This window comes from Methyloversatilis sp. NSM2, from assembly GCF_038066675.1.
GTDB classification, from domain to species: Bacteria; Pseudomonadota; Gammaproteobacteria; order Burkholderiales; family Rhodocyclaceae; genus Methyloversatilis; species Methyloversatilis discipulorum_A.
This window is the reverse complement of sequence record NZ_JBBUKV010000012.1, coordinates 1-24,653: the sequence shown is the minus strand read 5'-3', so window position 1 is coordinate 24,653 and position 24,653 is coordinate 1. Positions and strand designations below refer to the sequence as shown.

The 24,653-nt window shown below is 68.0% G+C and carries 26 protein-coding genes; 14 read left to right on the top strand and 12 right to left on the bottom strand.

Going from position 1 to position 24,653, the window contains the following annotated elements; all coding sequences use genetic code 11:
- Positions 1–284: 284 nt before the first annotated feature.
- The 11 genes from fba to WJU27_RS16785 all read right to left on the bottom strand — a co-directional run bounded on the left by fba (position 285) and on the right by WJU27_RS16785 (position 11,621).
- Positions 285–1,301 carry a class II fructose-bisphosphate aldolase gene (gene fba / locus WJU27_RS16835; protein WP_024300718.1) on the bottom strand — a complete coding sequence of 339 codons (1,017 nt, stop codon included), beginning with the start codon at positions 1,299–1,301 and terminating at the stop codon, positions 285–287.
- Between the two features lie 38 nt (positions 1,302–1,339).
- Entirely contained in the window at positions 1,340–2,245 is a 906-nt protein-coding gene (locus tag WJU27_RS16830) for an aldehyde dehydrogenase (protein ID WP_341422832.1), read from the bottom strand.
- Positions 2,246–2,247: 2 nt separating this feature from the next.
- Positions 2,248–4,320, bottom strand: coding sequence for a transketolase (gene tkt, locus WJU27_RS16825; protein ID WP_341422831.1), 2,073 nt, complete (start codon positions 4,318–4,320; stop codon positions 2,248–2,250).
- A 19-nt stretch (positions 4,321–4,339) separates the two neighbouring features.
- Positions 4,340–5,218, bottom strand: coding sequence for a phosphoribulokinase (locus WJU27_RS16820; protein WP_020162812.1), 879 nt, complete (start codon positions 5,216–5,218; stop codon positions 4,340–4,342).
- 38 nt (positions 5,219–5,256) lie between these two features.
- On the bottom strand, positions 5,257–6,330 hold the full coding sequence (locus WJU27_RS16815) for a class 1 fructose-bisphosphatase (RefSeq protein ID WP_341422830.1): 1,074 nt from the start codon (positions 6,328–6,330) through the stop codon (positions 5,257–5,259).
- An 85-nt stretch (positions 6,331–6,415) separates the two neighbouring features.
- Positions 6,416–7,135 (bottom strand): HAD-IA family hydrolase, encoded by a 720-nt coding sequence (locus WJU27_RS16810; protein ID WP_341422829.1) that lies wholly within the window; start codon positions 7,133–7,135, stop codon positions 6,416–6,418.
- Positions 7,128–7,826: a ribulose-phosphate 3-epimerase gene (rpe, locus tag WJU27_RS16805; protein WP_341422828.1), complete on the bottom strand. Its 699-nt coding sequence runs from the start codon at positions 7,824–7,826 to the stop codon at positions 7,128–7,130. Before rpe ends, WJU27_RS16810 begins: the two co-directional genes overlap by 8 nt.
- Positions 7,823–8,590 carry an HAD-IA family hydrolase gene (locus WJU27_RS16800; protein WP_341422827.1) on the bottom strand — a complete coding sequence of 256 codons (768 nt, stop codon included), beginning with the start codon at positions 8,588–8,590 and terminating at the stop codon, positions 7,823–7,825. The genes rpe and WJU27_RS16800 overlap by 4 nt, the downstream gene beginning before the upstream one ends.
- A complete protein-coding gene (cbbX, locus tag WJU27_RS16795) occupies positions 8,580–9,509 on the bottom strand; it encodes a CbbX protein (protein ID WP_020162817.1) in 930 nt (309 codons plus the stop codon). The genes WJU27_RS16800 and cbbX overlap by 11 nt, the downstream gene beginning before the upstream one ends.
- A gap of 89 nt (positions 9,510–9,598) precedes the next feature.
- On the bottom strand, positions 9,599–10,018 hold the full coding sequence (locus tag WJU27_RS16790; protein ID WP_020162818.1) for a ribulose bisphosphate carboxylase small subunit: 420 nt from the start codon (positions 10,016–10,018) through the stop codon (positions 9,599–9,601).
- Positions 10,019–10,154: 136 nt separating this feature from the next.
- Positions 10,155–11,621, bottom strand: a complete 1,467-nt coding sequence (locus tag WJU27_RS16785) for a form I ribulose bisphosphate carboxylase large subunit (protein WP_020162819.1) — start codon at positions 11,619–11,621, stop codon at positions 10,155–10,157.
- Positions 11,622–11,998: 377 nt separating this feature from the next.
- On the opposite strand from WJU27_RS16785, the gene WJU27_RS16780 reads away from it, so the two are divergent.
- Positions 11,999–12,985 carry a LysR family transcriptional regulator gene (locus WJU27_RS16780; RefSeq protein WP_296813391.1) on the top strand — a complete coding sequence of 329 codons (987 nt, stop codon included), beginning with the start codon at positions 11,999–12,001 and terminating at the stop codon, positions 12,983–12,985.
- Between the two features lie 404 nt (positions 12,986–13,389).
- Here WJU27_RS16780 and WJU27_RS16775 read toward each other — a convergent pair whose 3' ends face one another.
- Positions 13,390–14,520 (bottom strand): aminotransferase class V-fold PLP-dependent enzyme, encoded by a 1,131-nt coding sequence (locus tag WJU27_RS16775; protein ID WP_341422826.1) that lies wholly within the window; start codon positions 14,518–14,520, stop codon positions 13,390–13,392.
- Between the two features lie 594 nt (positions 14,521–15,114).
- On the opposite strand from WJU27_RS16775, the gene WJU27_RS16770 reads away from it, so the two are divergent.
- The 13 genes from WJU27_RS16770 (at position 15,115) to hypA (ending at position 24,561) form a co-directional block, all read left to right on the top strand.
- Complete coding sequence (locus tag WJU27_RS16770; protein ID WP_019916030.1) at positions 15,115–16,203, top strand: hydrogenase small subunit; 1,089 nt, start codon at positions 15,115–15,117, stop codon at positions 16,201–16,203.
- Positions 16,204–16,281: 78 nt separating this feature from the next.
- Entirely contained in the window at positions 16,282–18,138 is a 1,857-nt protein-coding gene (locus WJU27_RS16765; protein ID WP_341422825.1) for a nickel-dependent hydrogenase large subunit, read from the top strand.
- A gap of 35 nt (positions 18,139–18,173) precedes the next feature.
- Positions 18,174–18,764, top strand: coding sequence for a HupE/UreJ family protein (locus tag WJU27_RS16760; protein WP_341422824.1), 591 nt, complete (start codon positions 18,174–18,176; stop codon positions 18,762–18,764).
- A gap of 25 nt (positions 18,765–18,789) precedes the next feature.
- Positions 18,790–19,518: a Ni/Fe-hydrogenase, b-type cytochrome subunit gene (gene cybH / locus WJU27_RS16755; RefSeq protein ID WP_341422823.1), complete on the top strand. Its 729-nt coding sequence runs from the start codon at positions 18,790–18,792 to the stop codon at positions 19,516–19,518.
- A gap of 4 nt (positions 19,519–19,522) precedes the next feature.
- Positions 19,523–19,948: a HigA family addiction module antitoxin gene (locus WJU27_RS16750; RefSeq protein ID WP_341422822.1), complete on the top strand. Its 426-nt coding sequence runs from the start codon at positions 19,523–19,525 to the stop codon at positions 19,946–19,948.
- A gap of 24 nt (positions 19,949–19,972) precedes the next feature.
- Positions 19,973–20,647 carry a HyaD/HybD family hydrogenase maturation endopeptidase gene (locus WJU27_RS16745; protein WP_341422821.1) on the top strand — a complete coding sequence of 225 codons (675 nt, stop codon included), beginning with the start codon at positions 19,973–19,975 and terminating at the stop codon, positions 20,645–20,647.
- A gap of 2 nt (positions 20,648–20,649) precedes the next feature.
- Entirely contained in the window at positions 20,650–20,991 is a 342-nt protein-coding gene (locus WJU27_RS16740) for a HypC/HybG/HupF family hydrogenase formation chaperone (RefSeq protein ID WP_341422820.1), read from the top strand.
- The gene (locus WJU27_RS16735; RefSeq protein WP_341422819.1) at positions 20,988–21,482 is read left to right on the top strand and encodes a hydrogenase; all 495 of its coding nucleotides are present in this window, start codon (positions 20,988–20,990) and stop codon (positions 21,480–21,482) included. The genes WJU27_RS16740 and WJU27_RS16735 overlap by 4 nt, the downstream gene beginning before the upstream one ends.
- Positions 21,483–21,496: 14 nt before the next feature.
- Positions 21,497–22,372 carry a hydrogenase expression/formation protein gene (locus WJU27_RS16730; RefSeq protein ID WP_341422818.1) on the top strand — a complete coding sequence of 292 codons (876 nt, stop codon included), beginning with the start codon at positions 21,497–21,499 and terminating at the stop codon, positions 22,370–22,372.
- Positions 22,373–22,374: 2 nt separating this feature from the next.
- Positions 22,375–22,596, top strand: coding sequence for a rubredoxin (locus WJU27_RS16725; RefSeq protein ID WP_020162830.1), 222 nt, complete (start codon positions 22,375–22,377; stop codon positions 22,594–22,596).
- Between the two features lie 33 nt (positions 22,597–22,629).
- Positions 22,630–23,136, top strand: coding sequence for a [NiFe]-hydrogenase assembly chaperone HybE (gene hybE, locus WJU27_RS16720; RefSeq protein WP_341422817.1), 507 nt, complete (start codon positions 22,630–22,632; stop codon positions 23,134–23,136).
- A complete protein-coding gene (locus WJU27_RS16715; RefSeq protein WP_341422816.1) occupies positions 23,133–24,224 on the top strand; it encodes a hydrogenase formation protein in 1,092 nt (363 codons plus the stop codon). The genes hybE and WJU27_RS16715 overlap by 4 nt, the downstream gene beginning before the upstream one ends.
- Positions 24,217–24,561: a hydrogenase maturation nickel metallochaperone HypA gene (hypA, locus tag WJU27_RS16710; RefSeq protein WP_341422815.1), complete on the top strand. Its 345-nt coding sequence runs from the start codon at positions 24,217–24,219 to the stop codon at positions 24,559–24,561. The genes WJU27_RS16715 and hypA overlap by 8 nt, the downstream gene beginning before the upstream one ends.
- Positions 24,562–24,653 lie beyond the last annotated feature (92 nt).

The window sequence follows — 24,653 nt, the reverse complement described above, 5'->3', positions numbered from 1 at the left end:
TCTCGACCCGCGGCCCGAGCCTGGACCGGGGTTCTGTGGGAGGGGTCTTCCGACCCCGACGCGGCCTGTGATCAAGCGCTGTCTGCCGCTCAGGCGCCGCGGTCGCGGTCAGAAGACCGCTCCTACAGGGAGCGTGCTCTCGACCCGCGGCCCGAGCCTGGACCGGGGTTCTGTGGGAGGGGTCTTCCGACCCCGACGCGGCCTGTGATCAAGCGCTGTCTGCCACTCGGGGGCCGCGGTCGAGGTCAGAGGGCCGCTCCTACGAGGGTGTGTTTTCGCGCTGCTCAGGCCGCCTTGCGCAGCACGATGCGGCCGGCCATGCCGGCGCAGCCGAAGGCTTCGAAGCGTTCTATGCAGAGGTCGCGGGCGGCGGTCATGGCGTCCTTCATGAACTTGCGCGGGTCGAACTCGGACGGGTCCTTCGCCATCGCGCGGCGCATGGCACCGGTCATCGCCAGCCGGATGTCGGTGTCGATATTCACCTTGCGCACGCCGTGGCGGATGCCTTCCTGGATTTCCTCGACCGGCACGCCATAGGTTTCGCGGATGTCGCCGCCGTGCTCGCGGATGATGCCCAGCCAGTCCTGCGGCACGCTGCTCGAGCCGTGCATCACCAGGTGGGTGTTCGGGATGCGCGCGTGGATGGCCTTGATGCGGTCGATGGCAAGGATGTCGCCGGTCGGCTTGCGCGAGAACTTGTAGGCGCCGTGGCTGGTGCCGATGGCGATGGCCAGCGCGTCGACGCCGGTGGCGGCGACGAAGTCGGCCGCCTGTTCCGGGTCGGTCAGCATCTGTTCGTGCGTCAGCACGCCGGCGGCGCCGACACCGTCCTCCTCGCCGGCGGTGCCGGATTCGAGCGAGCCGAGGCAGCCCAGTTCGCCCTCGACCGACACACCGACCGCGTGCGCGATGTCGACCACGCGGCGGGTCACGTCGACGTTGTACTCGTAGCTGGCGGGCGTCTTCGCGTCTTCCATCAGCGAGCCGTCCATCATGACGCTGGTGAAACCGGAGCGGATGGCTTGCACACACACTGCGGCGCTGGCGCCGTGGTCCTGGTGCATGACGACCGGGATGTCCGGATACATTTCGGCCGCCGCTTCGACCATCTTGCGCAGGAAGGGCTCGCCGGCGTACTTCCGGGCGCCGGCCGAGGCCTGCAGGATGACGGGCGCATTGACTTTCTGCGCCGCCTGCATGATGGCCTGGATCTGCTCCAGGTTGTTGATGTTGAACGCGGGCACGCCGTAGCCGTGTTCGGCGGCGTGGTCGAGCAGCTGGCGCAGGGAAATCATGGGCATGGTTTTTCCTTCAGGGGCTAGGGGCTAGGGGCTGGGGATCAGGGGCTGGGGGGGCGGTCCATGGCGCGGGCGGTGTCGACCACGCGGTGGGCGTAGCCGAGGTCGCCGCGGTAGCCGGCGCACACCTTGACGACGCGGCCGGACACCTGGGTCCAGCCGGATTCGAAGATGCAGGAGCGGGTGTCGCGGTCGGACAGTGCGGTGGTGAAGGGCGTGTCGCCGTAGCGCACGATGTCGGCCCAGTCGCCGAAGGCGGCGGCCTGCATCAGGCTGTTCACTTCCTCGACCGAGCTGGCGCGTTCGGCGACGAACACCATGCCGACCAGCGACGCATGAACGCCGGGGATGCGCATCGGTTCGGTTTCGTCGAAGCAGTGGTCCAGCTCCGGCAGCACGCGGTGCAGGTGTTCGGCCGCGCCGGTGCGTTGTGGCAGCGCACCCTCACCCGGATCGGCGTCGTGCGGCCGGCTGTGCACGGCGGTCAGCATCGCGTTCGAAATGCCGAGCGCGTTGTGCAGCACGCGCGCCACCGGCGCGATGCCGTGCGTCGCGCGGCAGGCGCTGTGCACGCGCAGATGGCTGTCGCGCAGCGCGCCATGGTTGATGCCATAGACGACCGTCGCATCGACCGCGGCCCCGGCCGGCGCGCAGCTCAGTACCTTGCGCGCGCCGGCCTGCAGGTGCGCCCGTGCGTCGCCGCCGGTGCAGTCGAGCACGATGTCTACCGCGTGCCGCTTCCACGGCAGGCGGCGGGTGTCGCGTTCGCGCAGTCGCACGAAGTCGGCACACCCCACGTCGGCACCCCCGACCTGGGCATCGGCGTCGCTGCTGCCGGGTGGCGCGTTCAGCGCGACCAGTTCGAAATCGTCGCGGCCGGCCAGCGCGCGCAGCACGCTGGCGGCGAGCAGGCCGCCGCCGTCGATGGCGATGCGGGTCGGCGTCATGATCAGCCGGCCGTCAGTGCTTCGCGCTCGGCATGCGCCGCACCGTGCGCCGCCACCAGCGCGCGTGCGCGTGCGGCCACCGCTTCCGGCGTGATGCCGAAGTGCTTGAACAGCAGGCCGGCCGGCGCCGATTCGCCGAAGCGGTCGAGGCCGACGACGTCGCCGCTGACGCCGGCTTCGCCGACGTATTTCCACCAGTGCGCGGTGCAGCCCGCTTCGATCGCCAGTCGCGGCAGCCGGCGCGGAATCACCTCCTCACGCCAGCGCGCGTCCTGCCGCTCGAAGGCTTCGACGCAGGGCATGGACACCACGCGCGCGGCGATGCCGTCGGCCGCCAGCAGCTCGGCCGCGAGCAGCGCGATGCCGACCTCGGAGCCGGTGGCGATCAGGCACACCTGTTCGTCGCGCGGATGGCGCAGCACATAGCCGCCGCGCGCGATATCGTCGATGCGCACACTGCCGTCACCGGCGTGTGGCAGCGCCTGGCGCGACAGCAGCAGACAGGCCGGACCGGGCTGTGCGCTGGCACCGCGGCGCAGCGCCTCGCGCCAGGCGACCGCGGTTTCGGTGGCGTCGCACGGCCGCCACACGTCGACGTTCGGAATCAGCCGCAGGCTGGCCGCGTGCTCGACCGGCTGGTGGGTCGGGCCGTCCTCGCCGAGGCCGATCGAGTCGTGCGTGAATACATAGGTGACCGGCAGATGCATCAGCGCCGACATGCGTATGGCGTTGCGCGCGTAGTCGGAGAAGGTGAGGAAGGTGCCGCCGTAGGGCCGGTAGCCACCGTGCAGCGCCACGCCATTCATCACCGCCGCCATGCCGAATTCGCGCACGCCGTAATGCACGTGGTTGCCGGTGCCGTCGCCCTTGAGCGGGCGGTTGCCCTTCCAGTCGGTCAGGTTGGAGCCGGTCAGGTCGGCCGAGCCGCCGAGCAGTTCCGGCATCGCCGGCGCGATGATGTGCAGCGTGTCCTGCGAGGCCTTGCGCGTGGCAACCGATGCGGCGCGCACTTCGGCCGCGTCGCAGGCGGCTTCGAGCGCGCGCAGCGCGTCGGATGACAGCGTGGCGTCGCTTTTCAGACGGCGGCGCAGCTCGGCCGCCAGTTCGGGGAAGGCCTTGGCGTAGTTGTCGACGCGCTGCTGCCAGCTGCGGTGCGCCGCGGCGCCGCGTTCGCGCGCCGACCACGCAGCCTGCAGCGCGGCCGGAATCTCGAATGGCGCCGCGGTCCAGCCCAGCGCTTCGCGGGTGAGCGCAATCTCGGCCTCGCCCAGCGCCTCGCCGTGCGCCTTGGCGGTGCCGGCGCGGTTGGGCGAGCCCTGGCCGATGCGCGTTTCGCAGCACACGAGCACCGGCCTGTCGCTGCCGAGCGCGGTTTCGATCGCCGCGTCGAGCGCGACCGGGCTGTGGCCATCGACGTTGCGGATGACCGTCCAGCCGTAGGACTCGAAGCGCGCCGGCGTGTCGTCGGTGAACCAGCCACTCACGTCGCCGTCGATGGAAATGCCATTGTCGTCATAGAACACGACCAGCTTGTTCAGCTTCCAGGTGCCGGCCAGCGAACACACTTCGTGGCTGATGCCTTCCATCAGGCAGCCGTCGCCGACGAAGGCCCAGGTGCGGTGATCGATCACCGCGTGGCCCGGCCGGTTGAATTCGGCGGCGAGCAGCTTCTCGGCGAGTGCCATGCCGACCGCGTTGGCGATGCCCTGGCCGAGCGGGCCAGTGGTGGTTTCCACACCCGGTGTGATGTCGACCTCCGGGTGGCCCGGCGTGCGCGAATGCAGCTGGCGGAAGCGGCGCAGTTCGTCCATCGGCAGGTCATAGCCGGTGAGGTGCAGCAGCGCGTACAGCAGCATCGAGCCGTGGCCGTTGGACAGCACGAAGCGGTCGCGGTCGGGCCACTGCGGGTCGGCCGGATCGTGCTTCAGGTGGTGGCGCCACAGCGCCTCGGCGATGTCGGCCATGCCCATCGGCATGCCCGGGTGACCGGAGTTGGCGGCCTGCACGGCGTCCATCGCCAGCGCCCGGATCGCGTTGGCGCATTGCGTGCGGAGAAAGAGGTTCGCGTCGTTCATGGGAAGTCCTCGGAATCTGTCAGGCGGCGCGCAGCTGACGGCGGCGTTCGATCAGGCGCAGGATCATCGGCGTGAAGATGAGCTGCATCGCCAGCTCCATCTTTCCGCCCGGCACCACCAGCGTGTTGGCACGCGACATGAAGGAGTCGTGCAGCATGCTGAGCAGGTAGGGGAAGTCGAAGCCGCGCGGATTGGCGAAGCGGATCACCACCAGACTTTCGTCGGCGGTCGGAATCGTCCGCGCGATGAAGGGGTCGCTGGTATCCACCACCGGCACGCGCTGGAAGTTGATGTGGGTGCGGGTGAACTGCGGACAGATGTAATGCACGTAGTCGTGCATGCGGCGCAGGATGACGTCGGTCACGGCTTCGGTGGAATAGCCGCGGGTGCTGCGGTCCCGGTGGATCTTCTGGATCCACTCGAGGTTGATGACAGGCACCACGCCGATCAGCAGATCGGCGTACCGGGATACATCAACATGTTCTGTCTTCACGCCGCCGTGCAGGCCCTCGTAGAAAAGCAGTTCGCTGTCGGGCAGCGGTTCCCACGGCGTGAAGGTGCCGGCCGGCTGCTGGTAGGGCGCGGCCTCCTCGTCGTTGTGCAGGTATTTGCGGCTGCGGCCGCTGCCGCTTTCCGAATAGTCGCGGAACAGCTGTTCGAGCTCGGCGAACAGGTTGGCGTCCTCGCCGAAGTGGCTGAAGTGCGGACGGCCGCCAGCCTCTGCCTCGGCCATGGCCTTCTTCATTTCGGCGCGGTCGTAGCGGTGGTAGCTGTCGCCCTCGATGATGGCGGCCGACACGTTCTCGCGGCGGAAGATGTTCTCGAAGGTGCGGGTGACCGACGAGGTACCGGCACCGGACGAACCGGTGATGGCGACGATGGGGTGTTTCGCGGACATGGAAGACCTCGCGGAAGGGTGCGGAATCGGGTGTGCGTTCAGACGATGTCGGCGAACAGGCCGCGCTTGCCGAACAGCGGCGACTGGAAGGTGTCGGCCGGCGGTTCGCGGTGGTAGGCCTCGATGCGTTCGACCTCGTCGGCCGAGCCGAACACGAAGCCGATGCGCTGGTGCAGCGCGTCCGGCTGCACGTCCATCAGCCGGCTGCGGCCGGTGCTGGCCATGCCGCCGGCCTGTTCGATCAGGAAGGCGATCGGGCTGGCTTCGTAGAGCAGGCGCAGGCGGCCGGGCTTGGCCGGATCCTTGTTGTCTTTCGGGTAGAGGAAGACGCCGCCGCGCATCAGGATGCGGTGCGTCTCGGCCACCAGCGAGGCGATCCAGCGCATGTTGAAATCGGCTTCGCGCGGGCCGGTGCGGCCGGCCAGGCACTCGTCGACATAGCGGCGCACCGCCGGCTCCCAGAAGCGACTGTTCGACGCGTTGATCGCGAACTCTCGGGTGCTGCGCGGCACCGACAGGTTCGGGTGACTGAGCACCCATTCGCCGAGCACCGGGTCCAGCGTGAAGGCGTGCGTGCCGCTGCCCAGCGTCAGCACCAGCATGGTGGACGGGCCGTAGATCGCGTAGCCGGCGCACACCTGTTCGCGGCCCGGCTGCAGGAAGTCGGCGGCGGTCGCCTCGCGCGCCGGGTCGGGCGCGCGGGTGATCGAGAAGATGCTGCCGACCGACACGTTCACGTCGATGTTGGACGAGCCGTCCAGCGGATCGAAGGCGAGCAGGTACTTGCCGCGCGGGTACTGGCCCGGCGGCAGCGAGATGTCGTCCAGCTCCTCCGACGCCATCGCGGCGACGTGGCCGCCCCATTCGTTGGCGCGCAGGAAGATCTGGTTGCTGAGCACGTCCAGCGTCTTCTGTTCCTCGCCCTGCACATTGCCGCTGCCGGCCGAGCCAAGAACGCCGGCCAGGCCGCCGAAGGCCACCTTGCGCGAGATCGCCTTGCAGGCGAGCGCGACGTCGGTGATGAGCGCGTTCAGATCGCCGGTCGCCTCGGGGTGACGGCGGCGTTCTTCGATCAGGTACTGGACCAGCGTGGTGCGTCCGCCTGTGGGCATGAGACTCTCCTCCCTTGATGTGAATGCGTGGATGCGCGCGCCGTCTGTGCGGCGCTGCGCCGGTATGCCGGGTGCGTATCGGGCGCTATTCGGTCTCTTCCTCGAAGCGCGCGCTCATCTGCGCGAGCAGTTGCGACGGTGAGCCGACAGGCCATGGGGTGACGCCGGGTGCGCTGGCGTGGTGACCGCCCGCCGTGCCGTAGCCCCAGCCGACCAGCGCGACCGGGCAGCCGGCGGCCTGTGCGGCCAGCAGGTCGGCCGAGCTGTCGCCGACCATCAGCAGCTGCGCCGGTTTCACCGCGAGACGTGCGGCAGCGGCGTCGAGCATGGCCGGCGAGGGCTTGAGCAGTTCGCTGCGGTCGCCGCCGTAGACCGAAGACATGAAAGGCAGCAGGCCGGCGGCGGCGAGCACCGCGCGCGCCAGCGGCGTCGGCTTGTTGGTCACCACCACCAGCGGGCAGATCGCATACAGGCCTTCGACCATTTCCTCGATGCCGTCATAGACCATGCCGTGATCGAGCGGCGCCTCCAGCGTGGCGCGGTCGAAGTCGGCGCGCAGCCGTGCGTGCAGCGTGCCGTCGCTGTGTGCGAGGCCGAGGTGGTCGATCGCGCGCGAGATCAGCTTGTCCGGCCCGCCGCCTATCCAGCCACGCACGGTGACGAGGTCGACATTGGGCAGGCCGGCCTGCGACAGGCCGAAGTTCAGCGCGTGCCAGATGTCGGCGGCACTGTCGACCAGCGTGCCGTCGAGGTCGAAGGCGATGGCGTGAATGCGGCTCAGGTCGGGGATGTTCTTGTCAGGCATGGGAGGACTCGTGTGCGGAGATCTGCGCGCGGCCGGCGAGGGCGCGCTCACGCAGCGTGCGGATGGAATCGGCGTAGCGGCCGCCGGTGAATACGGCGGAGCCGGCGACCAGCGTGTCGGCGCCGGCCGCGGCTACACGGGCGGCGTTGTCGGCATTGACGCCGCCATCGACCTCGAGCCAGATGTCGCGGCCGCAGTCGTCGATACGGCGGCGCACCGCCTCGATCTTGGGCAGTGCGGACTCGATGAAGCGCTGGCCGCCGAAACCGGGGTTCACCGACATCAGCAGCACGAGGTCCAGCTGTTCCAGCACGTGGTCGAGCACGTTGAGCGGCGTCGCCGGATTCAGCACCAGCCCGGCCTTCACGCCGTGGCTGCGGATGAGCTGCACGGTGCGGTCGATGTGCTCGCTTGCTTCCGGGTGAAAGGAAATGATCGAGGCGCCGGCCTCGGCGAACATCGGGATCAGCGCATCGACCGGCTTCACCATCAGGTGCACGTCGATCGGCACCGTGGCATAAGTACGGATCGCCTGACAGACCAGCGGCCCGACCGTCAGATTGGGCACGTAGTGGTTGTCCATCACGTCGAAATGGATGAGGTCGGCGCCGGCTTCGATGACGGCCGTGACCTCTTCGCCCAGCCGTGCAAAGTCGGCCGACAGCAGGCTGGGGGCGATGCGCACGCTCATGACAGCGCCTCTTCGCGCAGGCTGCTCAGTTCGGCGAAGGACAGCCAGGCGCACTCGCGCAGGCGGCCGCCCGGTTCGCCGGCCAGGGGCGTCGCCGGGTCGCCCAGCTGCGGCAGCACCAGTCCGGCGTCGTCGAAGTTGTGGTCCTCGGTCCAGAAGGTGGGCGTGACCACGGTCCACAGGCCGGCCGCCGTCGCGGCGCGCAGGCCGTTGGCGGAGTCCTCGAAGGCGATGGCGTGGTCGGCGCGCACGCCGAGGTGCTGCAGCGCCAGCAGGTAGATGTCGGGCGCCGGTTTCTTCGCGGCCACCTGGTCGCCGCAGGCGATGACGCCGAACAGCTCGAGCGCGCGCGTGCCCAGCGTGGCGTGCAGCAGCGCGTCGATATTCACCGCGGTGGTGGTGCTGGCGATGGCCAGCCGGCAGCCGGTCGTGGCAGCTTCGTCGAGCAGGCGCGCGATGCCCGGCCGCAGCGGCACCGCGCCGTCGCGCACCACCGCGCTGTAGAAACGGGTCTTGGCCGCGTGCATGTGCGGAATGCGCGCGATGAGCTCGGCGCGCTCGCCGTCGGTCAGGTCGAGCGAGGCGATGTGGCGCGCGATGCGTTCCTTGCCGCCGGTGGTCGACAGCAGGCGGCGGTAATCGGTGCGCGACCACTTCCAGCCGGTGCCGAGCTGTTCGAAGGCGAGGTTGAAGGCGGTGCGGTGGGCTTCTTCGGTGTCGGCCAGCGTGCCGTCGACGTCGAAGATGAGGGCATCAAGACGCATGGAAGTCGTCCTTTCCGTTGGCCGCGAACACGCGGCTGGCCAGCACGTCGCCGGCTTCCAGCGTGCACAGCGCGTCGCGCGTCGGCGCCGCATCGAGGTCGAACAGCCGGGTGGCGTGGCGCAGGCGGATGCGGTCGAGCGCGTTGCGCACCGAACGCGCATTCGCGAAGTGGGGCTGCTGGCGGCGCAGCCGCACGTAGCGCGCGAAGGCCTCGTGCGCGTCGCCGTCGAAGCGGTAGTTCAGGCCGGACAGCATCAGCTCGGCGATGCGCATCAGCTCGTCCTCGCTGTAGTCCGGGAAGTCGATGTGGTGTGCGATGCGGGAGGCCATGCCGGGGTTGCTGGAGAAGAAGGTGTCCATGCGGTCGCGGTAACCGGCGAGGATCACCACCAGGTCGTCGCGGTGGTTCTCCATCACCTGCAGCAGGATTTCGATCGCCTCCTGGCCGTAGTCGCGCTCGTTCTCCGGCCGGTACAGGTAGTAGGCCTCGTCGATGAACAGCACGCCGCCCATCGCCTTCTTGATCACTTCCTTGGTCTTGGGCGCGGTGTGGCCGATGAACTGGCCGACCAGGTCGTCGCGCGTCACCGCCACCAGGTGGCCCTTGCGCACGTAGCCGAGCTGGCGCAGCACCTCGGCCATGCGCAGCGCGACCGTGGTCTTGCCGGTGCCCGGGTTGCCGGTGAAGCACATGTGCAGCGACGGCGGCTGCGACTGCAGGCCCTGCTGCGCGCGCAGCCGGTCTATCAGCAGCAGCGCCGCGATGTCGCGGATGCGGCCCTTGACCGGCGCCAGCCCGACCAGCTCGGCGTCGAGCTGTTCGAGCAGCGCCTGCACGCCGGACGAGGCGAACATCGAACGCGGCGAGCTGGCCGTTTCGAGGTGGTCGCCGGCGGGGGCGAGGGTGGCGGTGTCCATGGTGTCTGCCTCTCAACTCAAGAAGTGCGGGTCCGCGAGAGCCGCAAGGCAGCGGTCCTCCGTGGCTCTGCGGATGCGTGCAGCGGCGCTCAGTAGCGCGCGCCTTCCGGGTGTGCCTGCACGGCGTAGCTCTCGATCGAGTAGCGCAGCGTGCGGCCCGGCTCTTCGGTGCGGACGAGGCGGAAGCCCGGCTCGGCGTCCGGACGATTGACGATGAAGGACAGCACGACCGACTCGGTGCCGTGCGTCGAGTCGAAGGCCGTGACGCGGATGTAGCGCTGCGGGAAGGTGTCGCGGCAGGCCTTCACTTCCATCATGATCGCCGCCGCGTCATGCACGTCGAACATGGGATTGCCGAACATGTCCCAGAAGGTGTTGCGCGGATGCGGATCGTCGGTGTACTCGATGCCGATCGCCCAGCCATTGGCCAGGCAGTACTCGACCTGGGCGCGGATCTGCGCGTCGGTCAGGTCGGGCAGGAAGGAAAAGGTGCCTTGGGTGATGCGCATGGTGGTTCTCCTGAATGCGGTGACGTAGCGGTTCTGTGGGAGCGCGCTCTGCTCTCTATGCCTTCGGCATCAATCTTCCGGCGGCGATTCGAGGCCGGAATCGCGAGCAAGCTCGCTCCCACAGGAGTGAAGTGGGTCAGACGACGGACGGTGTCGGCACGAAGTCCGAGGTGTCGGTCGAGGTGTAGTTGAAGGTGATGTCGCCCCAGGTATCGAGGGCGGCCGCGAGCGGCGTGCACCACTTGGCGGCGTCGCGCAGGATCTGCGGGCCTTCGGCCTTGATGTCGCGGCCTTCGTTGCGCGCCAGCACCATCGCTTCCAGCGCCACGCGGTTGGCGGTGGCGCCGGCCTGGATGCCCTGCGGATGGCCGATCGTGCCGCCGCCGAACTGCAGCACCACGTCATCGCCGAACAGGTCCAGCAGCTGGTGCATCTGGCCGGCGTGGATGCCGCCGGACGCCACCGGCATCACCTTGCGCAGCGCGCCCCAGTCCTGGTCGAAGAAGATGCCGCGCGGCAGGTCGACCTTGGTGTGGGTGTCGCGGCACACGTTGTAGTAGCCCTGCACGGTGAGCGGGTCGCCTTCAAGCTTGCCGACGGCGGTGCCGGTGTGCAGGTGGTCGACGCCGGCCAGGCGCAGCCACTTGGCGATCACGCGGAAGCTGACGCCGTGGTTCTTCTGCCGCGTATAGGTGCCGTGACCGGCGCGGTGCATGTGCAGCACCATGTCGTTCTGGCGGCACCAGTTCGACATCGACTGGATGGCGGTCCAGCCCACCACGAGGTCGATCATGATGATGACCGAGCCCAGTTCCTTGGCGAATTCGGCGCGGCGGTACATCTCTTCCATCGTGCCGGCGGTGACGTTGAGGTAACTGCCCTTCACCTCGCCGGTGGCGGCGGAGGCCTTGTTCACCGCGTCCATCACGAACAGGAAGCGGTCGCGCCAGTGCATGAAGGGCTGCGAGTTGATGTTCTCGTCGTCCTTCATGAAATCGAGACCGCCCTTCAGGCCTTCGTAGACCACGCGACCGTAGTTGCGGCCGCTGAGGCCCAGCTTGGGCTTGGTGGTGGCGCCCAGCAGCGGGCGGCCGAACTTGTCCAGGCGCTCGCGCTCGACCACGATGCCGGTCGGCGGGCCGGCGAAGGTTTTCACGTAGGACACCGGGAATTTCATGTCCTCGAGGCGGGCCGCCTTCAGCGGCTTGAACGAGAACACGTTGCCGATGATCGACGCGGTCACGTTGGCGATCGACCCTTCCTCGAACAGCGACAGGTCGTAGGCGACGTAACAGAAGTACTGGCCCGGCGTGTTGGGCACCGGATCGACGCGGTAGGCCTTGGCGCGATACATGTCGCAGGCGGTCAGGCGGTCGGTCCACACCACGGTCCAGGTCGCGGTGCTCGATTCGCCGGCCACCGCCGCGGCCGCTTCGATCGGGTCCACGCCGTCCTGCGGCGTGATGCGGAACAGCGCCAGGATGTCCGTGTCCTTCGGCACATAGTCGCCGTCCCAGTAACCCATCTGCGCGTATTTCAGGACGCCGGCCGAGTAGCGTTTCTTGGCGTCGGTGATCTGCTGCGGCGTGTTCATGTCGCCCATGTCTTCCTCCTGTTGGATGCGGTCGTTGGCCGGTGGGAGCCCGGCTTTGAATCCAGTCTGGGGAAGGGGCATGGATAAGAAAAGTTTGTTTTTTTCCTTGTTCGATTAAGTTAGGCTTATGTTCAGCGGAGGCCGGAAAGTGGATGCTGCGTTGCCGCATCGGTCGCGCACGCTGCAAGCGCCGCTTGCGGTGCGGCGCTCCGGCTGCAATGCGCGCTGCCGGAAGGGGGCGCTGCGGCGGCGCGTCACTGCATACATCAGTTTTTGTTTATCAATGACTTGGCAATCATGAGGCCGGTCCCTGCGGCCTCGTGACCAGGCTGGCGCGCAACTTGTAATGGTCCGGATGTCCCTTTCCGGCCCGCAGGAGATTGCCCATGCTCAAGAACGCCACGCTACGCCAGCTCTCAGCGCTGCACGCGGTCGCCCGTCTGGGCAGCGTGTCGCGCGCGGCCAGCGAAATCCACCTGACCCAGCCGGCGGTGTCGATACAGCTCAAGCTGCTCGAAGAGTCGGCCGGCACGCCGCTGCTGGAACGAGAGGGCCGCGGCATCCGGCTGACCGGCGCCGGCGCGCTGATGGCCGATTACGCGGCGCGCATTCTCGACCTGTGGCGCGAGGTGGGCGACGAGATGGCCGCCTATCGCGGCGTCGTGTCGCGCCGGCTGCGCATCGGCGTGGTCACCACCGCCGAGTACCTGGTTCCGCGCATGCTGGTGGTGTTCGCACGCGAACAGCCGAATGTCGAGGTGAAGCTCAAGGTGGGCAACCGCGACGAGATCGTGCGCCTGCTGACCACGCAGGAGGTCGATCTGGTCATCATGGGCCGGCCGCCGAAGGATCTGAAGACGGTGGCGACGCCCTTTGCCCGTCACACCATGGCCTTCGTCGCCGCGCCGACGCACCCGCTGATGGCGCGCAAGCGGCTGACGCTGCGTGACCTGGCGAAGGAAGACCTGCTGGTGCGCGAACGCGGCTCCGGCACCCGCACCACGCTGGAACAGCTGTTCCGCGAGGCGGATCTGTCACTGCGCATCGGTTCCGAGTTGTCGAGCAACGAGGCGATCAAGCAGATGTGCGCCGCCGGCTTCGGCCTCGCCTTCATGTCGCAGCACATCTGCCGGCACGAGCTCGAGTCCGGCGAACTGGCGCTACTGCCGGTGGCCGGCAATCCGATCGAGCGGGAGTGGTATGTGATCCGGCTGGCGTCGCGCCAGCTCACCCGCATCGGCGAGGAATTCGAACGTTTCCTGATCGACCACGGCCAGCAGCACGTGCAGGATCAGCTTTCCCGCGCGCCGGGGCTGGCGATGCAGGTGTGTGCGGCCGGCACCGGAGCGGACCTTCCGCCCCTGTCCGGCTGAGGCCCGTCAGTCGCCGCAACCCGGAAGTGCTTGTGTGGGAGCGAGCTTGCTCGCGATGCGGCTTTGGCTCGCCGCAGACTTCGTTTCAGGCCGCAATCGCGAGCAAGCTCGCTCCCACGAATCCCGGCTCCCGCCGCCGATTGTGCGCGATCCCTGTGGGAGCGGCCTTGGCCGCGACGCAGCCACTGCAGTCCGCAGGCTTCGATACAGGCCGCAGTCGGGGTCAGAAGACCCCTCCCACAGAAAAACCCGGCTCCGGCCACCGACCGCGAGTCTGGCGCCCGCCTCTGTGGGAGCGGCCTTGGCCGCGACGCAGCCGCTGCGGTCCGCAGGCCTCGATGCAGGCTGCTGTCGGGGTCAGAAGACCCCTTTCACGCAACCCGACCTTGCCTGCGGCCGGATTCTCAGCCGGTGACCTTGTCCAGCGCCGCCTTGAAGTTCTGCACGGTGCGCTCGACGTTCTGCAGCTTGTCGAGGCCGAACAGGCCAACGCGGAAGGTGCGGAAGTCGGCCGGTTCGTCCACCTGCAGCGGCACGCCGGCGGCGATCTGCAGGCCCTGGGCGGTGAACTTCTTGCCCGACTGGATATCCGGATCGCTGGTGTAGCTCACCACCACGCAGGGGGCCTTGAAGCCTTCGGCGGCGACGCTGTCGAAGCCCTTGGCTTCCAGCAGCGCGCGGATCTGGCGGCCCAGTTCGATCTGGTTGGCCTTCACCTTGTCGAAGCCGTAGCGCTCGGTTTCCAGCATCACGTCGCGCAGCTTGGTCAGCGCGTCGGTCGGCAGCGTCGCGTGATAGGCGTGGCCGCCATTCTCGTAGGCTTCCATGATCTGCAGCCACTTCTTCAGGTCGGCGGCGTAGCTGGTGCTCGTGGTGCTGTCGATGCGCGCACGGGCGCGTTCGCCCAGCATGACCAGACCGGCGCAGGGCGAACCGCTCCAGCCTTTCTGCGGGGCCGACACGACGATGTCGATGCCGAGCGCACCCATGTCCACCCACAGCGTGCCGGCGGCGATGGCATCGACCACGAACAGGCCATCGACCTCGCGCACCGCGGCGGCGACTTCCCGCAGGTAGTCGTCCGGCAGCAGCATGCCGGCCGAGGTTTCGACCTGCGGCGCGAACACCACGGCGGGCTTCTGTTCGAGGATGGCGGCGACCACTTCCTTGACCGGCGCCGGCGCGAACGCCTTCTGCGAACCCGGCTCCGGCTGGCGCGCCTTCAGCACGATCTGTTCAGACGGGATGCGGCCCATGTCGAAGATCTGCGTCCAGCGGAAGCTGAACCAGCCGTTGCGGATCACCATCACCTTCTGGTCGGTGGCGAACTGGCGCGCCACGGCTTCCATGCCGAAGGTGCCGCTACCCGGCACGACGACGGCCGACTTGGCGTTGTAGACCTGCTTCAGAACGCGCGAAATATCTTTCATGACGCCCTGGAAGGCGACAGACATGTGGTTCAGCGCACGGTCGGTGTAGACGACCGAATATTCGAGCAGTCCCTCGGGATCGACATTGGGCAGAAGGCCGGACACGGTGATCTCTCCGTTTCAGTGGGGTAGACGACAGATTTGCACCCCCGCTTGTGGCGGCGGCTGGACAGAACCTGCGGGTGTTCCGGGCGGACGGGTCCGTTCGGAGGGTCGGGATTCTAATCCACTGAGGCAGCTTGCCGGTATGTCGGGTTTCCGCTGTGAGGCCCCGGCATGGATTCTGTGGGAGGGTCTTCTGACTCCGACGGCGGCCTGAAGCGAAGCCGGCGGACGGCAATGGCCCTGTCGCGGCCAAGGCCGCTCCCACGGTGGAGCGCCCGGTGGAAGCGCGCTTGCCGGATACAGGCGGAAACCGGCAGATGTGCTTGCACCACCGTCCGTCGACGCCCCTCCGCCTCAACTTCACTGCGCATATCTTTTCCGATGCAGATCAATGCCTTGATCTGCATCAATATTTTTGCTGCGGCGCCGAAAAGTCGACTGGCCCGCAACTTGTTAGTAGCCACCACCCACCCGTGCGAATCGACGGTTCGTCCGAGGTGTTTCGAGGTCCGTGAGCACACGGCTCGCCGGAAACATGGCGTGCGGCGCAGGCGAGGGGCCCCAGACAACAAGAAGCACAGGAGAGAGACCAGGATGGAAACCTTCTATGAGGTGATGCGCCGGCAGGGCATCTCGCGCCGCAGTTTCCTTAAGTACTGTTCGTTGACCGCCACCTCGCTCGGCCTCGGCCCGGCCTTCGTGCCGCAGATCGCCCACGCGATGGAAACCAAGCCGCGCACCCCGGTGCTGTGGCTGCACGGTCTGGAATGCACCTGCTGTTCCGAATCCTTCATCCGCTCGGCCCACCCGCTGGCGAAGGACGTGGTGCTGTCGATGATCTCGCTCGACTACGACGACACGCTGATGGCCGCCGCAGGGCACCAGGCCGAAGCGATCCTCGAAGAGATCATGACCAAGTACAAGGGCAACTACATCCTGGCGGTCGAGGGCAACCCGCCGCTGAACCAGGATGGCATGAGCTGCATCATCGGCGGCAAGCCCTTCATCGACCAGCTCAAGCACGTGGCCAAGGACGCCAAGGCCATCATTTCCTGGGGTTCCTGTGCCAGCTGGGGTTGCGTGCAGGCGGCCAAGCCGAATCCGACGCAGGCCACCCCGGTGCACAAGGTCATCTTCGACAAGCCCATCATCAAGGTGCCGGGCTGTCCGCCGATCGCCGAGGTGATGACCGGCGTCATCACCTACATGCTCACCTTCGACCGCATCCCCGAGCTGGACCGCCAGGGCCGGCCGAAGATGTTCTACAGCCAGCGCATCCACGACAAGTGCTACCGCCGTCCGCACTTCGACGCCGGCCAGTTCGTCGAGGCCTGGGACGATGAGTCCGCGCGCAAGGGCTACTGCCTCTACAAGGTCGGCTGCAAGGGCCCGACCACCTACAACGCCTGCTCCACCGTGCGCTGGAACGAAGGCACGAGCTTCCCGATCCAGGCCGGCCACGGCTGTATCGGCTGCTCGGAAGACGGCTTCTGGGACAAGGGTTCGTTCTACGACCGCCTGACCGACATCCACCAGTTCGGCATCGAAGCCAACGCCGACCAGGTCGGCGCGACGGCTGCCGGCGTGGTCGGTGCGGCCGCCGTGGCGCACGCCGCGGTGTCGGCGATCAAGCGCGCCTCGCACAAGCACGACAACGGCTCGACGACGACGGTCGATCACTGATCGCGAACCCTGCCCCCGCGCCAGCGCTGAGGGCTGGCGTCGATGAGGGCAGTCCCTGCTCCAGCAAAGGATACGAAGATGGGTGCTTACGAAACACAGGGTTTCAACATGGACAACTCGGGCCGGCGCATCGTCGTCGACCCGGTCACCCGCATCGAAGGTCACATGCGATGCGAGGTGAATGTCGACAGCAACAACGTCATCCGCAACGCAGTGTCGACCGGCACCATGTGGCGCGGCCTCGAAGTCATCCTGAAGGGTCGCGACCCGCGCGACGCCTGGGCCTTCGTCGAGCGCATCTGCGGCGTCTGTACCGGCTGTCACGCGCTGACCTCGGTGCGCGCGGTGGAAGACGCGCTCGGCATCAAGATTCCGCTGAACGCGCACCTGATCCGCGAAATGATGGCGAAGACGCTGCAGGTGCATGACCACGCGGTGCACTTCTACCACCTGCACGCGCTCGACTGGGTCGACGTCGTGTCGGCGCTGAAGGCCGATCCGAAGAAGACCAGCGAACTGCAGCAGCTGGTGTCGCCGTCTCACCCGCTGTCCTCGCCCGGCTATTTCCGTGACATCCAGAACCGGCTGAAGAAGTTCGTCGAGAGCGGCCAGCTCGGCCCCTTCATGAACGGCTACTGGGGCAGCAAGGCCTATGTGCTGCCGCCGGAAGCCAACCTGATGGCGGTCACCCACTACCTCGAAGCGCTCGACCTGCAGAAGGAATGGGTCAAGGTACACACCATCTTCGGCGGCAAGAACCCGCACCCGAACTACCTGGTCGGTGGCGTGCCGTGCGCCATCAACATCGACGGCGACGGCGCCGTCGGTGCGCCGATCACGATGGAGCGCCTGAACTTCGTCGAGGCGCGCATCAAGGAAATGATCGATTTCAACAACAACGTCTACATCCCGGACGTACTCGCCATCGGCACGATCTACAAGCAGGCCGGCTGGCTGTATGGCGGCGGTCTGGCGGCGACCAACGTGGCTGACTACGGCACCTACGAGAAGGTGCCGTATGACCACAGCACGCATCAGCTGCCGGGCGGCGTCATCCTCAATGGCAACTGGGACGAGATCCACGAAATCGACCCGCGTGACCCGGAGCAGGTGCAGGAGTTCGTCAATCACAGCTGGTACAAGTACGCCGACGAATCCAAGGGTCTGCACCCGTGGGACGGCGTGACCGAACCGAACTACGTGCTCGGCGACAAGACCAAGGGCAGCCGTACCAACATCGAGGAAATCGACGAGAGCGCCAAGTACTCGTGGATCAAGTCGCCGCGCTGGCGCGGGCACGCGGTCGAGGTCGGTCCGCTGTCGCGCTACATCCTCGGCTACGCGCACGCCGCCAAGGGCAACAAGTGGTGCCAGCGCGTGAAGCAGCAGATCGACGAGTCGGCGGTGGCGATCAACAGCGCCATCCCGAAGGCGCTCGGCCTGCCGGAGACGAGCTTCAGCGCCAAGCAGCTGCTGCCCACCACCATTGGCCGCACGCTGGCGCGCGCACTGGAAAGCCAGTACGCCGCCGAAATGATGATGGACGACTTCAAGCAGCTGATCGGCAACATCAAGGCGGGCGACACCAGTACCGCCAACGTCGAGAAGTGGGACCCGAAGACCTGGCCGAAGGAAGCCAAGGGCGTCGGCACCGTCGCCGCGCCGCGCGGCATGCTGGGCCACTGGATCCGCATCAAGGACGGCCGCATCGAGAACTACCAGTGCGTCGTGCCGACCACCTGGAACGGCAGCCCGCGTGACACCAAGGGCCAGATCGGCGCCTTCGAGGCCAGCCTGATGAACACGCCGATGGTGAATCCGGAACAGCCGGTCGAAATCCTGCGCACGCTGCACTCGTTCGACCCCTGCCTCGCCTGCTCGACCCACGTGATGAGCGAGGACGGCCAGGAACTGACCACGGTGAAGGTGCGCTGAAGCGCGCCCACGACATAACGAAATCAGGAGGAAACATGAATACGTCCCTCGTTCGCCGCGCCTCCGTCGCGGCCGCCCTGGCGCTGGCAGCCGGTGTCGCACAGGCGCATGAAGGTCACGGCGCACACGGCCTTGCGGCCGGTCTGGCGCATCCCTTCGCCGGTGCCGATCACCTGCTGGCGATGATCGCCGTCGGCGTCTGGTCGGCCGCCGTGCTGCCCGCTGCGCAACGCCTGGCCGGCCCGGCCTTCTTCCTGCTCGCGCTGCTGGCCGGTGCCTTCATCGGTGTGCAGACGGGCGCCGGCGTCTACATCGAAGCCGGTGTCGCGCTCAGCGTCGCACTGTTCGGCGTGCTGCTGCTGGCGCGCCGCCAGCTGCCGGCAGTCGCCGGCTTCGCACTGGTCGCTGCCGCCGGTGCGCTGCACGGGGTGGCGCACGGCGCCGAATGGGCGGCGGGTTCATCCTTCGCCGCTTACGCCACCGGCTTCGTGCTCGGCTCGGCGCTGCTGCACGCCGCCGGTCTGGTCGCCGGCAGCTGGCTGGCCCGCGTGCCGGCCTGGGTCTGGCGCGTGCAGGCGGCAGGTGTCGGTGCCGCCGGCCTGTTCATGTTCGCGTCGCGCATCTGAAGCACCCAACCGCGGGAGACGACAGATGTCCGCAACTACTGAAAAGCTGTCCCACGCCACCGGCATCGACGAGGGGGCGGTTGCCCACGGCCGCTCGATCAAGTCGGTCTATGTGTATGAGGCGCCGGTGCGCGTGTGGCACTGGATCAACGCGCTGGCGATCACGGTGCTCGCGCTGACCGGCTACTTCATCGGCTCGCCGCTGCCGACGCAGCCGGGCGAGGCCAGTGCCAACTACCTGATGGGCTACATCCGCTTCGCCCACTTCGCTGCCGGCTACGTGCTGGCAGTCGGTCTGCTCGGCCGCACCTACTGGGCCATCGTCGGCAATCACCACGCACGCGAACTGTACTGGGTGCCGCTGCTGACCAAGGCCTACTGGGTCGAGGTGTTCGGCATGCTGAAGTGGTACGCCTTCATGAGCCCGCGGCCCGGCCGCTACGTGGGTCACAACCCGCTGGCGCGCTTCGCGATGTTCTTCGGCTACCTGCTGCTCACCGTGTTCATGATCCTGACCGGCTTCGCGCTGTACGGCGAAGGCGCACAGATGGGCTCGTGGCAGGAGCGGCTGTTCGGCTGGGTCATCCCGCTGATGGGCCAGTCGCAGGACGTGCATACCTGGCACCACCTCGGCATGTGGGCGCTCATCGTGTTCATCATCCTGCATGTCTATGCGGCCATCCGCGAAGACATCATGGGTCGCTCAAGCGTCGTGAGCACGATGATTTCCGGCCACCGCACCTTCAAGGACTGACGCCATGTCCGCCGCCACTTCGCTTGCAGTCAGCACCGCAGCGGCGGACATGCCCACCGCCTCCTCACGCGAAAGAAGGCTCGTTGTGCACCCCTTGCGTCCCGGACTGTCACCCCTGCAACGCGTACCCGCCGGCATTCCGGTGCGTGCGCCGTGGCATCCGGGACGATTTCTTTCGCGCAATTTCCTCGAACCGCTCGGCATGTCGCAGAGCGAAGCCGCCCGCGCGCTCGGCATGTCGCGCCGCCGTCTGCACGAGATCGTGCACGGCCAGCGCGCGATGACGCCCGACACCGCCATCCGCTGCGCCCTGCTGTTCGGCACGGACGCCGCCTTCTGGCTGGCGCTGCAGTCCGCCTGGGACAGCTTCCACGCCTGGAAGGCGCTGCGCGCCACGCCTCACGCCACGCTTCCGCGCGGCGCTCACTGATTTTTTCCGAAGGAAGGTCCGACCATGAACCCGAATCCGTCCGGATGCAGCTGTCACCCACCCCGTGACAGCATCGTCGTGCTCGGCATCGGCAATGTGCTGTGGGCCGACGAAGGTTTCGGCGTGCGCTGCGTCGAAGCGCTGCAGCAGCGTGTCGAGTTCGACGAAGGCGCCGGCGACGCCCCGGAGGTGCAGCTGATCGACGGTGGCACGCAGGGGCTCTACCTCGTGCAGCACGTGCAGGCGGCCGACTGCCTGCTCATCTTCGACGCCATCGACTACGGCCTCGAGCCGGGCACGCTCAAGTGCATCGCCAACGACGACGTGCCGCGTTTCATGGGCGCGAAAAAGATGAGCCTGCACCAGACCGGTTTCCAGGAGGTGCTGATGCTGGCCCAGCTGACCGGCCAGTACCCGCGCGAAGTGCTGCTGATCGGTTGCCAGCCGGAAGAGCTGGAGGACTACGGCGGCAGCCTGCGGCCGTCGGTGCGCCGGGCGATGGACGACGCGCTGGTGCTCGGCCTGGACACGCTGCGCCGCTGGGGCGCGCGGCCGGTGCCGCGCACCACGCCGCTGACCGAGCGCGAGTGCATCACCTTCGCCGAGCTCGAACTGACGCGCTACGAAGGCGAACGTCCGCCGGAAGAGCTGGCCTGTCGCAGCGGCGATGCACGTTTCTTCCCGTCTTTGGAGGGCTGAGCATGTGTCTCGGCATCCCGATGCAGGTGATGGCGCAGGAGGCAGGCTACGCCCAGTGCGTGGGCCGTCTCGGCCTGCGTCGCGTGCGCACGGCGCTGGTCGGCGACGTGGCGATCGGTGAATGGCTGCTGGTGTTTCTCGACAGCGCACAGGAACGCATTTCGGTCGAGCGGGCGCGCGAGGTCGACGCCACGCTGGACCTGATCGAATCCGTCATGCAGGGCGAGGCGGGTGACGGCGACGCCGCCTTCGCGCTGCCGTCGGCGATGAGCACTGAACAACTGCGGGCGCTGTCCGGCGCCCGTGCGGACACGCAGGACAACACGCAGGGAGAAATCGCATGAGCATCGAAGCCGCATCATCCGAAGCGGTCGTCACACTGCCGGTCGCCGCGCCGGCCCTTGTGTCGCCGCTGGTCGACCGCCTGGTCAGCGCGCACGGCGCGACCTGGCTCACCGCCGACAACGTCGCCGACTGGGCGGCCGGTGGTGGCGACCGCGTCATCCTGCTGGCCGGCGACCCGGTGCGCTTCCCGGAAGCGCTCGACGTCGCCGTGGTGCTGCCCGAACTGCGCCAGCACTTCGCGCAGCGCTTTGCCGTCGGCGTCGCCACCCGCGAACACGAGGACGCGATCGCCAAGCGCTACGGCTCGATCCGCTGGCCTGCGCTGGTGTTCGTGCGCGACGGCCAGTACGTCACCGTGCTGTCCGGCATGCTCGACTGGGATGTCTATGTCGAGCGCGTCGCCGAAGCGCTGGCGATGCCTGTGTCGCGCGCACCCACCATCGGCATTCCGGTGCGCAATGGCAGCGCATCTGATTCTTCCTGTCACTGAGCGGAGTACGGCACGTGAAAGAATTTCCCGCATTTCCCATTCCGGTCGCCGTCATCGGCCCCGGCACCCAGGTCGAAGACGAAACGCTGCAGTACATCAACATGCCGCAGGGCATGGAAACCTTCCGCCCGCCCGTCCTGCCCGAGCCGGAAGAGCTGGTTGGCCACGAACAGGCGCATCTGGCGCTGCGTGACGTGCTGGCCTGCCTCGACGCGACCCGCGGCGACGGCCGCAACCGCAGCATCGACCTGACCCGGCTGCCGGCCGAAGACCTGAAGCTGATCAACCAGGTCATGGGCGAGGGCGAGGTCAGCGCACAGGTGCGCACCGAAGGCGATGCCGCCCACCACGTGGCGGTGCAGGAGTCGGTGTTCGCCGGCGTCTGGCGCGTCATCGTCAGCGACAACGGCAGCGTCCTGTCCGACACGATAGAGGTGGGCGCCATTCCGCAGGTGCTGCGCACCTCGGCTGCCGACGATCTGTGGTTCACCGTGCCGCGCTGGCAGGGCGCGCTGCCGCCCAATGTGCAGAACGCGCCGGCGCTGCTGGCCGAGATCGAGGACCAGTGGCGCGGCTGGAAGCCGGGCAAGCCGGCGCATGTGGTGAATCTGACGCTGCTGCCGATGTCGAACGAGGACATCGGTTTCATGGACCACCACCTCGGCACCGGCCGCGTGCTCATCCTGTCGCGCGGCTACGGCAACTGCCGCATCACCAACACGCGCGTGCCCAACACCTGGCGCGTCGTCTATTACAACTCGCAGGACGTGGTCATTCTGAACACGGTCGAGGTGACCGCGCTGCCGGAAGTCGCGATGGCGGCGAAGGAAGACCTGGAGGATTCATTCGAGCGTCTGACCGAAGTGCTGGCCTGGGTGGAAGGCGACTGATCATGTCGGCCAATGTGCGCTTCGAAGGCAGCTATCTCGGCGATGCCGGCAAGTTGCCGGACAATGCGAAACTCGAATGCAAGATCTGCTGGTGGGTGTATGACCCGCAGCAGGGCGACCCGGTGTGGCAGATCGCGCCGGGCACCGCATTCACCGACCTGCCGCCGCACTGGCGCTGCCCGCAGTGCGACGGTGACGCCGACCAGTTCATGGTGATCGACTGAGGTTGATCGCCTCACCGCACCTGAGCGACCGACATGACCACCGACCCGATGCTCGCCTACCGCATCAGCGCCCTCGAAGCGCTGTTCCGTCAGATCGCCGACACCCGCATGGCCGGGCTGCCGATCATGAACGCGGCGCTGCGCGTCGAGGTGGTGGGTTTCGAGCTGTGCCCGTCGGAGCCCGACCTGCCGGCGGCAGCCAGCGGCGTGCTGGTGACGCCATGGTTCATGAATCTGGTGCGTCTGCCGCTGGCGCGCGAGGACGATCTCGGGCGTGTCGGCGTCACGCGCCGGCTGGCGCTCGGGCGCGAGCGCTTCGACTTCATCGGCGCGCACGAAGCCGCCATCGGCACCTTCGACGCCTGTTCGCTGTTTTCGCCGATGTTCGATTTCGCGTCGCAGGACACCGCCGTCGCCACCGCGCAGGCGGTGCTCGCGCGACTGCGCGAACCGCTGCCCGAGGTGGCGAAGGACGCGGCGGAACAGCCGGAACGCCCGGCCCGCCGCGGCTTCCTGTTCGGGCGGAGCCGCACGCCATGATGTCGCTCGACGCACTGGCCGGTGTGCTGCGCGTTCAGCCGGGTGCCCCGCGCCCGGCCGCGCTGAGCGGCCAGCGTCCGGACTGGGCGGCGCGGCTGGCTGTCGGTCGCCCGGCGCAATCGCTGCCCGACCTGCTCGGCGCCGTGTTCAGCCTGTGCAGCCACGCGCACCGGCTGTGTGCCCGGGCTGCGGTCGACACCGCGCTCGGCGTCGATGCGCCACTGCCGGACACCTTGCGCGGCGAAACGCTGCGCGAGCACCTGCGCCGCGTCCTGCTCGACTGGCCGGCGCTGCTGACGGCCGGGCCGTCGGCCGACGCAGCGCGCGCGCTGGCCGCCTGCCCCGTGCTGCGCGCCGACGGCCCCGACGCCGCGTGTGCCGCCAGCATGCCGGACTGGATCGAACGCCATCTGCTCGGCGTCGCACCGGCACGCTGGCTGGCTGCCTTCGAGCGCGCACCGCAGCAGGCCTTTGCCGACTGGCGCGAGGCGGGCCAGACCTGGCTCGCCCGCGGCCTGCGCGACAGCGCCGCGCTGGCCGATGCACCGGTCGTCGCGGCGCCGGCGCTGCATGTGCATGCCAGTGAGACGGCGCTGCGCGCACTGGCCGCCGCGATGACGCAGGACCCCACTTTCACCCGTCGTCCGCGCATCGACGGTGCCTGTGCCGAAACCGGCTGCTGGACGCGTCTGGCCGACGCCGCGCAGCCCCGCTCGGCCTCCGATCGCTTTGCGGCGCGGCTGGCCGAACTGGTGCGCCTCGCGCTGCCGGGCGGCGAAGGCCGCCTGCGCAGCGGCCGTATCGCGCTGGCGCCGGGCGAGGGGCTGGCCTGGACGGAGATGGCGCGCGGCCTGCTCGTCCACTACGTGCGGCTGGATGGTCGCGGCGACGAAGCGCGCATCGACGCCTGTCACGTGCTGGCGCCGACCGAATGGAATTTCGATGCCGACGGTGCGGTGGCGGCCGCACTCGAAAAGCTGGACCCGGCGGCGCCCGAGTGCGCACGCCGTGTCGCGCTGCTGATGGCGGCCTACGACCCCTGCGTGCGCTACGAGATGGCAGGCCTGCAGGAGGTGTCCCATGCATGAAGCCAGTCTGGCCGGCGGCATCCTGCAGCTGGTCGAACGCACCGCCGAACGCGAGCGTTTCGCCCGCGTCACGCATCTGCGGCTGGAGGCGGGCCAGCTGGCCGGCGTCGAGTCGCGCGCGCTGCGCTTCGCGCTCGAAGCCATCGCCCCAGGCACGCTGCTCGACGGCGCGCGGATAGACATCGACGAACCGCCGGGCGAAGCCTGGTGCATGGACTGCAGCCTCACCGTGCAGATCGCCCAGCGCGGCGACCCGTGTGCGCACTGCGGCGGCTACCGGCTGCAGCCGACCGGCGGCACCGAACTGAGGGTGATCGATATGCAGGTAGAGGACTGAGAGCTGGTCTGGATTCTGTAGATACTGTTATCCGAGTCAAGCACCGTGAGCGGTTGGGTCAAAAGGTTTGCCGGATCGGAGAACGCCAAAGG

Coding starts and splice junctions, on each gene's coding strand:
- WJU27_RS16725 (WP_020162830.1), top strand. CDS start 22,375: ATGTCGGCCAATGTGCGCTTCGAAGGCAGCTATCTCGGCGATGCCGGC.
- WJU27_RS16770 (WP_019916030.1), top strand. CDS start 15,115: ATGGAAACCTTCTATGAGGTGATGCGCCGGCAGGGCATCTCGCGCCGC.
- WJU27_RS16760 (WP_341422824.1), top strand. CDS start 18,174: ATGAATACGTCCCTCGTTCGCCGCGCCTCCGTCGCGGCCGCCCTGGCG.
- WJU27_RS16750 (WP_341422822.1), top strand. CDS start 19,523: ATGTCCGCCGCCACTTCGCTTGCAGTCAGCACCGCAGCGGCGGACATG.
- cybH (WP_341422823.1), top strand. CDS start 18,790: ATGTCCGCAACTACTGAAAAGCTGTCCCACGCCACCGGCATCGACGAG.
- WJU27_RS16785 (WP_020162819.1), bottom strand. CDS start 11,621: ATGGGCGACATGAACACGCCGCAGCAGATCACCGACGCCAAGAAACGC.
- tkt (WP_341422831.1), bottom strand. CDS start 4,320: ATGAACGACGCGAACCTCTTTCTCCGCACGCAATGCGCCAACGCGATC.
- WJU27_RS16765 (WP_341422825.1), top strand. CDS start 16,282: ATGGGTGCTTACGAAACACAGGGTTTCAACATGGACAACTCGGGCCGG.
- WJU27_RS16810 (WP_341422829.1), bottom strand. CDS start 7,135: ATGCCTGACAAGAACATCCCCGACCTGAGCCGCATTCACGCCATCGCC.
- cbbX (WP_020162817.1), bottom strand. CDS start 9,509: ATGGACACCGCCACCCTCGCCCCCGCCGGCGACCACCTCGAAACGGCC.
- WJU27_RS16790 (WP_020162818.1), bottom strand. CDS start 10,018: ATGCGCATCACCCAAGGCACCTTTTCCTTCCTGCCCGACCTGACCGAC.
- WJU27_RS16735 (WP_341422819.1), top strand. CDS start 20,988: ATGAGCATCGAAGCCGCATCATCCGAAGCGGTCGTCACACTGCCGGTC.
- WJU27_RS16830 (WP_341422832.1), bottom strand. CDS start 2,245: ATGACGCCGACCCGCATCGCCATCGACGGCGGCGGCCTGCTCGCCGCC.
- WJU27_RS16815 (WP_341422830.1), bottom strand. CDS start 6,330: ATGCCCACAGGCGGACGCACCACGCTGGTCCAGTACCTGATCGAAGAA.
- rpe (WP_341422828.1), bottom strand. CDS start 7,826: ATGAGCGTGCGCATCGCCCCCAGCCTGCTGTCGGCCGACTTTGCACGG.
- WJU27_RS16745 (WP_341422821.1), top strand. CDS start 19,973: ATGAACCCGAATCCGTCCGGATGCAGCTGTCACCCACCCCGTGACAGC.
- hypA (WP_341422815.1), top strand. CDS start 24,217: ATGCATGAAGCCAGTCTGGCCGGCGGCATCCTGCAGCTGGTCGAACGC.
- hybE (WP_341422817.1), top strand. CDS start 22,630: ATGACCACCGACCCGATGCTCGCCTACCGCATCAGCGCCCTCGAAGCG.
- WJU27_RS16800 (WP_341422827.1), bottom strand. CDS start 8,590: ATGCGTCTTGATGCCCTCATCTTCGACGTCGACGGCACGCTGGCCGAC.
- WJU27_RS16740 (WP_341422820.1), top strand. CDS start 20,650: ATGTGTCTCGGCATCCCGATGCAGGTGATGGCGCAGGAGGCAGGCTAC.
- fba (WP_024300718.1), bottom strand. CDS start 1,301: ATGCCCATGATTTCCCTGCGCCAGCTGCTCGACCACGCCGCCGAACAC.
- WJU27_RS16715 (WP_341422816.1), top strand. CDS start 23,133: ATGATGTCGCTCGACGCACTGGCCGGTGTGCTGCGCGTTCAGCCGGGT.
- WJU27_RS16780 (WP_296813391.1), top strand. CDS start 11,999: ATGCTCAAGAACGCCACGCTACGCCAGCTCTCAGCGCTGCACGCGGTC.
- WJU27_RS16820 (WP_020162812.1), bottom strand. CDS start 5,218: ATGTCCGCGAAACACCCCATCGTCGCCATCACCGGTTCGTCCGGTGCC.